Here is an 11,539-nt window from a genome sequence, read left to right on the forward strand (position 1 = left end):
CGACCCAGGTCGATCCGGTGCCCGAAGATCTTGGTCTCGCGCCCCATCCGCCCGACGATCTCCACGAGGCCGTCGTCGGCGATGCGGGCGAGGTCCCCGGTCCGCAGCTCGTCGAGCTCGGGCCCGCGGGCGAGGTCGGCCGAGGTGCGGGCGTACCCCATCATCACGTTGGGGCCGCGGTACACCAGCTCACCGGGGGCGTGCGGATCGGTTCCCCGCGGACGGTCGACGCGGAAGGAGCCGCCGGGGATCGCGATCCCGATGGCCCCCGCACGGGTCCGCGCGAGGTGAGGGGGGAGGTACGCCATACGCGCGGTCGCCTCGGTCTGGCCGTACATCACGACCAGTTCTGCCCCGCGTGCTTCCAGGTGCGCGGCCAGGCGACGCACCGCCTCCGGCGCGAGGCGCCCGCCCGCCTGGGTGAGGTAGCGCAGGCGGGTGAGGCGGTCCAGCCGGTCGAGACCGACGCGCTCGAGGAGTTCGACCGTGTGCGGGACGGCGGCGAACGTCGTCACCTGCCCGGCCTCCGCCCGGTCCCAGAACGCCGGTGCGGAGACGGAGTCGGAGTTGAGCACCACGGACGCGCCGGCCAGCAGGTGACTGTGCAGGACGGACAGGCCGTAGCAGTAGTGCGGCGGCAGGGTGGTGATCGCCCGGTCCCCCGGCACGATGCCCAGGTAGTCCACGATCGACCGCGCGTTGGCCAGCACCGCCCGCCGGGACTGCCGGACGAGCTTGGGTGCGCCCGTGGACCCGGAGGTGCTCAGGAGCAGTGCGAGGTCGGGATGCAGGTCGTGCCGCGGCGGCGCCGTGCGCACCCCGGCCGGGAGGGGTCGGCCGTCCCCCGCGACAACGTCGGGGTGCCATGCCGCGAGGAGGTTGTCGGTGGCCGCGCCGTCCGGCGGCAGGAGGAGCACGACGTGGCCGGCGGAGTGGGCGGCGAGATAGTCCACGAGGAACTCGATGGTGTTCGTCGCCACCAGGCCGATCAGGCGACGGCCGGTCGTCACGGGCGGGTACTCGGCGGCGCGCTCGGCGCTCATCCGGGAGAGCGCGGAGTAGGTGTACTCCGCCTCGTCGGTCACCACGGCGACCGCGGTGCCGCGCCCGGCGGACTCGTCGAACAGGCCGGGCGGAGCCTGCCCCTGATGCGTACGTGCGACGGTCACGCGCCGAACTATATTAGGTGAGGCTTCGCTATGAAAGTCGGGCGGATCCGGTCATCAGCCGTCGCGGCGGCCCGTCTCCCGCTGGTGACGGGGCCGCCACACGACCACCGACGTCGAGCGGGGCACGTGGACGAGTTCACCGCCCGCCCGGCCGGAGGACCCGGAACGGCGACGAAGTTCGGCGACCTCCTCGACCAGTTCGGACACGCGGCTGCGCAGGGCGTCGACCTGATTGGTCAGCTCGATGATCCGCTTGATGCCGGCGAGGTTGACGCCCTCCTCCTGGCTGAGGCGCTGGACCTCGCGGAGCAGTGCCACGTCCCGCAGCGAGTAGCGTCGCCCACCGCCGCTGGTGCGCTCGGGGGTGACGATCCCGAGACGGTCGTAGGTTCGCAGGGTCTGGGCGTGCAGCCCGGACAGTTCGGCGGCCACCGAGATCACCAGGACGCTGTCGTCGGGCCCCAGCTCCCCGACGTCCCGCCGGGGGCTCATGCCGACCCGGCCCAGCCCGACCGCGGATCGAAGCCGGCGGCGCGCAACGCGTCGTCATAGGCGGCGAGCTCGGCTTCGGCCATCCCGGCGGGGGGCGTGGCCACCCGGAGAGTGACCTTGAGGTCACCGGTTCCGGACTTGCGTGCGATACCCCGGCCGCGCACCCGAAGGATCTGTCCGTCGCGGGAGCCAGCGGGGATCTTGACGGTCACCCGCCCGGTGAGCGTGGGTACCGACACCTGGGCGCCGCGGACCAACTCCGGGTAGGACACCGGCAGGTCGACGAGCAGGTCGGCCCCGTCGCGGTCGAACACCTGGTCCTTCTGGACGGTGACCGTCACGTACAGGTCGCCCGACGGTGCCCCGCGGAAGCCCGCCTCACCCTGCCCGGAGAGCCGGATGCGCTGGCCGTCGGAGACGCCGGCCGGGACCTTGACGTTGATGGTGCGGGTGCGGTCCGTGACGCCGCTACCCGCGCACTCGGTGCACGGGTCGTCGATCTTGGACCCGGTGCCGCCGCAGTCGGTGCAGGGCTCGGCGAAGCCGAAGGCCCCCTGGGTGCGCTGGGTGACGCCGGCACCGTGGCAGGTGCCGCACACCTTGGGGCTGGTCCCCGGCTTCGCGCCACTGCCGTGGCAGATCAGACACGGCGAGGCGGAGGAGAGTTTGATCTGGACCGTCTCGCCGAGGGCGGCCTCACGGAAGGACAGGGTCAGGGCGGTCTCGACGTCCTGGCCGCCCCGCGGGCGCTGTGCCCGGCCGCGGCCGGCCCCGCCGCCACCCGGGCGGGCCTGGTTGAACAGGCCGCCGAACAGGTCGGAGAATCCCCCGGCACCGCCGGCGGGCCCGCCGCCACCGAAGAGGTCGTTGATGTCGAAGTCACCGCCGGAGGCGGTGTACCGGCCCCCGCCACCCGGGGCGAAGCCGCTGAACCCGCCGGAGGTGACCTGGTCGCGGAAGGCGTCGTACTCCTTGCGCCGGGCGGGATCGCCGATGACGTCGTTGGCCTCGCTGATCCGCTTGAACTTGTCCTCCGCGGCCGCGTTGCCCGGGTTGGAGTCCGGGTGGTTCTCCCGCGCGAGCTTGCGGTAGGCCTTGCGGATCTCGTCCTGGGTGGCGGACTTGGAGACGCCCAGTTCGGCGTAGTAGTCCTTCTCGACCCATTCGCGCTGACTCACCAGACGCCTCCCTTCTTCTTGTTGCAGTTCTTCTTCTTATTGCAGTGTTCGGGTCTACGAATTCTCTCAGTTCCCCGGCACATCCGGGGTGGGTCGGCGTGCGGGCCGGTGGGCTCAGCGGACGCTGACCATCGCCGTCCGCAGGGTCCGCTCACCGTGGCGGTAGCCCTTGCGCAGGACCGTCCCCAGCACGGGCTCGGATCCCTCGGATTCGTCCTGCACGGCCTCGTGGAGGGCCGGGTCGAACGGATCGCCCTCGTTGCCGAAGGACTCGACACCCTGGGATGCCAGTAGCGCGCGGACCTTGTCGGCGAAGACCTTGAGCGGCCCCTCGGCGAGGTCGCCGTGCGCCTCGGCCCGGTCGAGGTCGTCGACGATACCCAGCAGCTCGGTGAGGACCGAGCCCTTGGCGGTGTCGATGATCGATTGGCGGTCACGTTCGACGCGGCGCCGGTAGTTGGCGAACTCCGCCGACACCCGCTGCAGGTCCGCGGTCCGCTCGTCGAGCTGCGCCTGCAGCGCGGCGGCCGGATCGTCCGCGGGAACGTCCCCGGTCGGGGCGCCCCCCGCGTCAGCGGCATCGGCTGCGGTGCCGTCGGCATCGCTGTCGGTCAACGGCGGGGCGTCGTCGACGATCTCGGCCTCGACCGCCTCGGCGGCCTGCTCGGCCTCGTCGTCAGCGCCGGCCCACGCCGCCTTCTCGGAGGCGTCGGTCTGCTCGGGGCGGGTCACTTGGACTCACCCTTCGACTCGTCCTCGTCGACCACCTCGGCATCGACCACGTCGTCGTCGGCCGAGCCTGCACCCGACGCGTCGCCGGCCTCGGCACCCTCGGCCGCGGAGGCCTCGTAGATGGCCTGGCCGACGGCCTGCGCCTCGGTGTTGACCTTCTCGACCGCGGACTTGATGGCGTCGACGTCCGAGCCCTCGAGGGCGGTCTTGGCGTCGGCGATCGCGGCCTGGAGCGACTCCTTCTTGTCGGCCGGGATCTTGTCCTCGTTCTCCGAGACGAACTTCTCCGTCTGGTAGATCGTGGACTCGGCCTGGTTGCGGGCGTCCGCCTCCTCGCGACGCTTGTGGTCCTCGGCGGCGTGCTCCTCGGCGTCCTTGATCATCTGGTCGATCTCCTCCTTGGACAGGCCGGAGCCGTCCTGGATGATGATCGTGTTCTCCTTGCCGGTGCCCTTGTCCTTGGCGGTCACGTGGACGATGCCGTTGGCGTCGATGTCAAAGGTGACCTCGATCTGCGGCACGCCACGCGGCGCGGGGGCGATACCGGCGAGCTCGAACGAACCGAGCAGCTTGTTCTGCGCCGCCATCTCGCGCTCGCCCTGGAAGACCTGGATCTGCACGGACGGCTGGTTGTCGTCGGCGGTCGTGAAGGTCTCCGAACGCTTGGTCGGGATCGTGGTGTTGCGCTCGATGAGCTTGGTCATCACGCCACCCTTGGTCTCGATGCCCAGCGACAGCGGGGTCACGTCGAGCAGCAGGACGTCCTTGACCTCACCGCGGAGCACGCCGGCCTGCAGCGCGGCACCCACGGCCACGACCTCGTCCGGGTTGACGCCCTTGTTGGGCTCCTTGCCGCCGGTGAGCTCCTTGACCAGGTCGGTCACGGCGGGCATACGGGTCGAACCGCCGACCAGCACGACGTGGTCGATGGAGCCGACCGAGATGCCGGCGTCCTTGATCACGGCCTGGAACGGGTTGCGGCAGCGATCGAGCAGGTCCTGCGTGATCTTCTGGAACTCGGCGCGCGAGAGCGTCTCGTCCAGGAAGAGCGGGTTCTTGTCCGCGTCGACGGTGATGTACGGGAGGTTGATCGAGGTGGACTGCCCGCTGGACAGCTCGATCTTGGCCTTCTCGGCCGCCTCGCGCAGGCGCTGCAGGGCCATCTTGTCCTTGGTCAGGTCGATGCCGTTCTGCGCCTTGAACTTGTCGACGAGCCAGTTGACGATCCGCTGGTCCCAGTCGTCGCCACCGAGGTGGTTGTCGCCCGAGGTCGCACGGACCTCCACGACGCCGTCGCCGATGTCGAGCAGGGAGACGTCGAAGGTGCCGCCACCGAGGTCGAAGACCAGGATGGTCTGCTCCTTGTCGCCCTTGTCGAGGCCGTAGGCCAGGGCTGCCGCGGTGGGCTCGTTGACGATGCGCAGGACGTTGAGTCCCGCGATCTGACCGGCGTCCTTGGTGGCCTGACGCTGGGCGTCATTGAAGTAGGCCGGAACGGTGATGACGGCGTCGGTGACGTCCTCACCGAGGTAGGACTCGGCGTCGCGCTTGAGCTTCTGCAGCGTGCGGGCGCTGATCTCCTGCGGGGTGTAGGTCTTGCCGTCGATCGAGTCCGACTTCCAGTCCGTGCCGATGTGGCGCTTGACCGAGCGGATGGTGCGGTCGACGTTGGTGACCGCCTGGTTCTTCGCCGGCTGACCGACGAGGACCTCGCCGTTCTTGGCGAACGCGACGACCGACGGGGTCGTGCGCGCGCCCTCGGCGTTGGCGATGACCGTGGCGTCGCCGCCCTCGAGGACCGCGACGGCCGAGTTGGTGGTGCCGAGGTCGATGCCTACTGCACGTCCCATGATGTTCTCCTTCTACTGACGTGTACGGGTTCTCTCTAAGCGGACCCGGCTCAAGGCTCGGATCGATGGCTCCACCCTGCCTGCCGGTGGCCTGCCGCGTCAACCCGAGTTGAGCCTGGCCCGCTGAGGTTTGTCGCCCCGTATAACCCCCACTCTGTCGAATCCATTCCGGCGGTGGCGCAGCTCACACCATTGATTGAGCCCGCCGGGCTCAACAACGGGAAGAGCGCCCCGGCCGCCGCCTCTCGGCGGTGCGGCTCGGAGCGCTCTTCGTATGGGAAGGGGAAGGTGCGGGAAGGAGAAGGAGGTACGACGACGACGAGGTCCGCCGTCACCCGGATCAGATCAGATGACACCCTGCGCGAGCATGGCGTCGGCGACCTTGCGGAACGCGGCGATGTTCGCCCCGGCCACCAGGTCACCCGGGGCGCCGTACTCCTCGGCGGTCGCCGCCGCGGTGGCGTGGATGGAGGTCATGATGCGGTCGAGCTCGGAGTCCACCCGCTCGAAGTCCCACAGCAGCCGACCGGCGTTCTGCCGCATCTCGAGACCGCTGGTGGCCACGCCGCCGGCGTTGGCGGCCTTGGCGGGCCCGAAGAGGATGCCGGCCCGGTGGATGACCTCCACCGCCTGCTCCGTGCACGGCATGTTGGCGCCCTCGGCGATCACGCGGCACCCGTTCTTGGCGAGCGTGCGCGCCTCCTCGGCGTCGAGCTCGTTCTGGGTGGCACAGGGCAGCGCGATGTCGCACTCCACGTCCCACACGGAACCGGTCTCCAGGTAGGTGCAGTTGCCCCGCTCCCGGGCGTAGGCCGACAGCCGTTCGCGGCGGACCTCCTTGACGTCCAGGAGCAGGTCCAGGTCGAGACCGTCCTCGTCGTGGACGTAGCCCTGACTGTCCGAGCAGGCCACGACGGTCGCGCCGAGCTGGGCCGCCTTCTTGGCCGCGTAGATCGCGACGTTGCCGGAGCCGGAGACGACCACCCGGGAGCCCTCGAGGCTGTACTCGGTGTCGCGGAGCATCTCGCGGACGAAGTAGACGAGCCCGTAGCCGGTCGCCTCGGTGCGCGCCCACGAGCCGCCGTAGCCGACGCCTTTGCCCGTGATGACGCCCGCCTCGTTGCGGCCGGTCACCTTCCGGTACTGGCCGTACAGGTACCCGATCTCGCGCCCGCCCACGCCGATGTCACCGGCCGGGACGTCGAGGTCGGCACCGATGTGGTGCGCGAGCTCGGACATGAAGGACTGGCAGAAGCGCATCACTTCCGCGTCGCTGCGGCCGTGCGGGTCGAAGTCCGAACCGCCCTTGCCGCCGCCCAGGCCGAGACCGGTGAGGGCGTTCTTGAAGACCTGCTCGAACCCGAGGAACTTCAACGTGTCCTCGTCCACGGACTTGTGGAAGCGCAATCCGCCCTTATACGGGCCGAGATCGGAGCTGAACTGCACACGGAAGCCCCGGTTGACCTGGACCGCGCCGGCGTCGTCGACCCACGGCACCCGGAAGGACACCACGCGCTCGGGCTCGATGATCCGCTTGAGGATCCCGCCCTCGACATATTCCGGGTGCTGCTTGACCACGGGTGCGAGCGACTCCAGCACCTCGTGCACGGCCTGCCGGAAGAGGTGCTGTCCGGGATTGCGTCGCACCACGGTGTCAAGGGCGTCGTGAAGTGCGGCGTCAGCGTCGGACATGGGACCTCCGGGTAATAAGTCTTTGGTGATGACGCGTACGTCGTTGCCGAAGAGGCAGCCTAGCGGTAGGGCCCGCGATTCTCCGACTCAGCGTCGTCACATCAATCGACAATCGAATCCCACTAATCACACGTGTCACACTGGACTCACTAATCACATCTCCGTAATCTGAGCCGCGACAACCCGAGCCACTGCCGGTCGACGCGCCGTCGCCCAGCCGTGCATTCCGGAAGGCCATCATGCGTATCACCTCGAAGTTCGCCGCCGTCGCCGCCGCCGCGGCACTGGTGGTCACCGCGACCCCTGCCGGCGCGGCCCCCTCCCCCACACCCGGTAACCCGGCTCCGTCCGCCTCCCGACCCGCCGTCGCACAGCCCCTGCCGGCGTTGGCCGATGCCCTCGGTCCGGAGCTGACCTCACTCGTCGAGGCACTGCGACGTGATCTCGGGCTCACTCCCGAGCAGTTCCTCGCCCAGGCCGGCATCGGGGAACGTCTGGCCGAGGCCCGTCCCCGGTGGGAGCAGCAGTTCCGTCAGTCGTTCGGCGGCGTCTGGCTGGACGAGGAGGGCACCGGCCTGGTCGGCGTGGTGGCCGGCGCCGCCGGAGACGAGCTGCGCGACGAGGCCACCCGGTCTGGGTTCACGGTCAAGGATGTGGCGCTGACCACGATTGAACTCGAGGCGCGCGAGCGTCAGGTCATCAAGATCATCGAGGGCACCCCCGAGGACATGCAGGACCTCGTCACCGACGTCCGCGTCGATCCCACCCGCAACGCGGTCGTCGTCACGACCCGCGGCGGCGAGGCCGCGCAGCTCGGCAACCTCGACGCCCGACTGCGGGACCTCGCCGAGATCGACATGATCGAGGCCCCTGACCCGGCGTTCGACACGGCCCCGTTCGGCAGCGAGGGGGGCACCGGGTCCGACGGCGAGCCGACCGTCGACGGCATCGTGCCGGCCACCACCCGCGCGGACGACCCGGACGGGACCGGCGCGGCGCCCGGTAGCGGCGGCGACTCCGGCTCGCTCGGCAGCCTGGCCCTGCTCAATGACGCCGGCCTCGTCCCCGAGGGCCCCATGCGCACGGTCATCGACCTCCTCGCCGGCCTGACCCCCGGCACCGGGTCGATCATCGACGGGATGATGGCCCAGACCATGGTCGACCCCGGCACCCCCGTGCCCGAGGACCAGCCGCGGGCCATCGAATCGGTCCCCGCTCCGGCGGGGCCCGTCACGGGCGGTACCGGGTACCAGGTGGGCGTCCCGGGAGGAATCCTCGAGTGCTCGACCGGGTTCAACGGTGAACTGGACGGCAAGCCCGTCGTCATCACCGCCGCGCACTGTGCCGGCGCCGACGGCACCCGCGCGGCCCTCGCCGACGGCGAGGAGTTCGGCACCATGACCCGCAGCGAGCGGGAGGGCATCGACACCGCCCTCATCGCGGTCGACGACGACGTGGCGGACCGGTTCCGCACCAACCTGGTGGGAGACGGGCCGGACAGCACCCAGGGGATCATCGGCACCGCGGACCCGGTCGTCGGCCAGAAGGCCTGCAAGACGGGGTTCCGGACCGGCTTCTCCTGCGGCACGATCTCGCAGGTCGGCACGACAATCGACGTGGCGGGCACGCGCACCATCTCGAACGCCTTCACCGTGGACCTGTGCGCCCTGCCCGGCGACAGCGGCGGCGTCGTCTTCTCCGGCGACCGGGCCCTGGGTATCTCGAGCGCGTCCAACGTCGCGGACTCCGTCACCTGCGCCGACGCCGATGCCGTGGCCCGGACGGCCGGGTTCACCCCGCGCCTGTCGGCCGTCCCGATCGCCGACGTCCTCGCCGCACACCCCGGGCTGACGCTCCGGACCAACTGATCCTCCCCTTCCACGCGGGCCCCGCCTGCGAGTGGAGTCTGCTCCGGTAAGGGCAGCCTCAACTCGGCAGACGGGGCCCGCGTGGCTTACCTTTGACCTCGACACAGTCGACGGGCGCCCACAGGGTCCTATGAGTGCTCGTGCGTCGAGAAGTGCGACGAAAGGCCGCGAACCATGTCAGGCGTGACCATCACACTCGGGACGATCGGCGTCCTGCTCAGTCTGTTCTGCTGGGCATCCTTCATAGGCGGCGTCACCCGCATGGTGCGCAGCCTGTTCCTGGGACAGAAGGACGGATTCGACCGGCTGCGGCCGATCCTGCCCCGATTGAAGAACGTCATCGTCGAGGTGGGCGCCCACACCCGGATGGCCCGCAAACGTTCGGTGGGCTTCTTCCACTGGTTCGTCATGGTGGGCTTCCTGCTCGGCTCGATCGTCTGGTTCGAGGCCTACATCCAGACGTTCAACCCCCGCGGCGGCTGGCCCTGGCTGTCCGACCAGGTCTGGTGGCACGCGATTGACGAGTTCCTGGGCCTGGGCACCGTCATCGGCATCACTGTCCTGATCATCATCCGCCAGGTCAACCAGCGGAAGGGCCTCAACCGCTTCGAGGGCTCCGACCGTAAGGCCGCGTACTTCGTCGAGATCGTCGTGCTCCTCGAGGGCCTCGGCATGGTCTTCGTCAAGGCCGGCAAGCTCGCCCTGCAGGCCGAGGAGGGCCACCACTTCCACTGGGCCACCGACTGGGTCTCCGGTCCGCTCTCGACCCTCCTGCCCGCCAACGAGCTCATGGTCTCGATCTTCGCGCTGATCAAGCTGCTCTCGGGCATGGTCTGGCTGTACGTGGTGGGCCGCAACATCACCTGGGGCGTCGCCTGGCACCGCTTCGCGGCGTTCTTCAACATCTACTTCAAGCGTGAGGCCGACGGCCGCACCGCGCTCGGCCCGCTCAAGCCGATGACCATGGACGGCGTCCCGCTGACCATGGAGAAGATCGAGGAGCTCACCGAGGAGGACGAGGACTTCGAGCCGAAGCTCGGCGCCGGCGCCATCGAGGACTTCTCCTGGAAGGGCTGGCTCGACTTCTCGACCTGCACCGAGTGTGGCCGCTGCCAGGAGCAGTGCCCCGCCTGGAACACCGGCAAGCCGCTGAGCCCCAAGCTCATGATCATGTCCCTGCGCGACCACGGTGCCGCGAAGGCGCCGTACCTGCTCGCCGGTGGGCAGACCACGATGGGCGAGGAGACCGGACTGGTCGACGCCGAGGGCAACCCCGACGAGGCCAAGCTCGCCAAGATCCCGGAGGCGGCCCGCCTCGAGGCCCAGCGCCCCCTCGTCGGTCACACCACAGCGGACCTCTCCGACGACCCGATGGCCGCCGGCATCATCGACCCCGAGGCCCTGTGGTCCTGCACCACGTGTGGCGCCTGCGTCGAGCAGTGCCCGGTGGACATCGAGCACGTCGACCACTTCATCGATATGCGCCGCTACCAGGTCCTCATCGAGTCCGAGTTCCCGACCGAGCTCGCGGGCCTGTTCAAGAACCTCGAGAACAAGGGCAACCCCTGGGGCCAGAACAACTCCGGTCGCGACGAGTGGATGAACTCCCTCGACTTCGAGATCCCCGTGATCGGCAAGGACATCGAGGACTTCGCCGACACCGAGTACCTGTTCTGGGTGGGCTGTGCCGGCGCCTTCGAGGACCGCGCCAAGAAGACCACCCAGGCCGTGGCCTCGCTGCTGCACACCGCCGGTGTGAAGTTCGCGGTGCTGGGCCAGGGCGAGACCTGTACCGGCGACTCGGCCCGCCGCGCGGGCAACGAGTTCCTGTTCCAGATGCTCGCCCAGCAGAACATCGAGGTCATGAACGACGCGTTCGACGGCGTGCCCGCCGCGCAGCGCAAGGTCGTCGTGACGTGTGCCCACTGCCTCAACGCGCTGAAGAACGAGTACGGCGACTTCGGCGGCGACTACCAGGTGGTCCACCACACGCAGCTGCTCAACCGTCTGGTGCGCGAGAAGCGCCTCGTGCCGGTGGCCCCGATCGACGGTGGCGTCACCTACCACGACCCGTGTTACCTCGGCCGCCACAACCAGGTCTACGAGGCCCCGCGTGAGCTCATGGACGGCTCGGGCGTGACCCTCACGGAGATGCCCCGTCACGGCCAGCGGTCCATGTGCTGTGGCGCCGGTGGCGCGCGCATGTGGATGGAGGAGACGGTCGGCAAGCGGATCAACATCGACCGTGTCGACGAGGCCCTGTCGACCAAGGCCACGAAGATCGCCACGGGCTGCCCGTTCTGTCGCGTGATGCTCTCGGACGGGGCCACCGCCCAGACCGACGGCACCGAGCAGGAGGGCCAGGTCGAGGTCGTGGACGTCGCCCAGCTGCTCCTGGAGTCCGTCTCCCGTGACGGCGGCCTGCCCGAGCCTCGCGAGGCCGCGTGGCTGGAGCAGCCCACGCGTGAGAAGACGAAGGCGGAGAAGGAGGCCGAGCAGGCCGAGCGCGACGCCGCCGAGGCGGAGTCCGCCACGGCCGCCGCCCCCGCTGCCCCGGC

General features: G+C 69.8%; 8 protein-coding genes. 2 read left to right on the forward strand and 6 right to left on the reverse strand.

Annotated features, from left to right (window positions below):
• From G6023_RS01660 to gdhA, 6 genes are all read right to left on the reverse strand, one after another.
• The coding region (locus G6023_RS01660) for an AMP-binding protein (protein WP_206680972.1) at positions 1-1,169 on the reverse strand (1,169 nt) is incomplete at its 3' end.
• Positions 1,170-1,223: 54 nt separating this feature from the next.
• The gene (locus G6023_RS01665) at positions 1,224-1,661 is read right to left on the reverse strand and encodes a heat shock protein transcriptional repressor HspR (RefSeq protein ID WP_120286434.1); all 438 of its coding nucleotides are present in this window, start codon (positions 1,659-1,661) and stop codon (positions 1,224-1,226) included.
• Positions 1,658-2,839 (reverse strand): molecular chaperone DnaJ, encoded by a 1,182-nt coding sequence (dnaJ, locus tag G6023_RS01670; protein WP_120286435.1) that lies wholly within the window; start codon positions 2,837-2,839, stop codon positions 1,658-1,660. The genes G6023_RS01665 and dnaJ overlap by 4 nt, the downstream gene beginning before the upstream one ends.
• Positions 2,840-2,953: 114 nt before the next feature.
• Positions 2,954-3,571, reverse strand: a complete 618-nt coding sequence (grpE, locus tag G6023_RS01675; RefSeq protein WP_096906701.1) for a nucleotide exchange factor GrpE — start codon at positions 3,569-3,571, stop codon at positions 2,954-2,956.
• Positions 3,568-5,421: a molecular chaperone DnaK gene (dnaK, locus tag G6023_RS01680; RefSeq protein WP_069388613.1), complete on the reverse strand. Its 1,854-nt coding sequence runs from the start codon at positions 5,419-5,421 to the stop codon at positions 3,568-3,570. Before dnaK ends, grpE begins: the two co-directional genes overlap by 4 nt.
• Positions 5,422-5,766: 345 nt before the next feature.
• Positions 5,767-7,113, reverse strand: coding sequence for an NADP-specific glutamate dehydrogenase (gene gdhA / locus G6023_RS01685; RefSeq protein ID WP_069388614.1), 1,347 nt, complete (start codon positions 7,111-7,113; stop codon positions 5,767-5,769).
• A gap of 239 nt (positions 7,114-7,352) precedes the next feature.
• Between gdhA and G6023_RS01690 the strand changes: the two genes are divergently transcribed.
• Together G6023_RS01690 and G6023_RS01695 are read left to right on the forward strand one after the other, a co-directional pair.
• Positions 7,353-8,981, forward strand: coding sequence for a S1 family peptidase (locus G6023_RS01690; protein WP_096906700.1), 1,629 nt, complete (start codon positions 7,353-7,355; stop codon positions 8,979-8,981).
• Between the two features lie 174 nt (positions 8,982-9,155).
• Positions 9,156-11,539 (forward strand): (Fe-S)-binding protein (locus tag G6023_RS01695; RefSeq protein WP_241727608.1); only part of this gene is annotated, 2,384 nt, incomplete at its 3' end.

The organism is Dietzia sp. DQ11-71 (assembly GCF_014144995.1).
GTDB lineage: Bacteria > Actinomycetota > Actinomycetes > Mycobacteriales > Mycobacteriaceae > Dietzia > Dietzia kunjamensis.

Excerpts from the sequence above, each read along its gene's own strand:
- G6023_RS01665 (WP_120286434.1), bottom strand. The coding sequence starts at position 1,661 with ATGAGCCCCCGGCGGGACGTCGGGGAGCTGGGGCCCGACGACAGCGTC.
- dnaK (WP_069388613.1), bottom strand. The coding sequence starts at position 5,421 with ATGGGACGTGCAGTAGGCATCGACCTCGGCACCACCAACTCGGCCGTC.
- gdhA (WP_069388614.1), bottom strand. The coding sequence starts at position 7,113 with ATGTCCGACGCTGACGCCGCACTTCACGACGCCCTTGACACCGTGGTG.
- G6023_RS01690 (WP_096906700.1), top strand. The coding sequence starts at position 7,353 with ATGCGTATCACCTCGAAGTTCGCCGCCGTCGCCGCCGCCGCGGCACTG.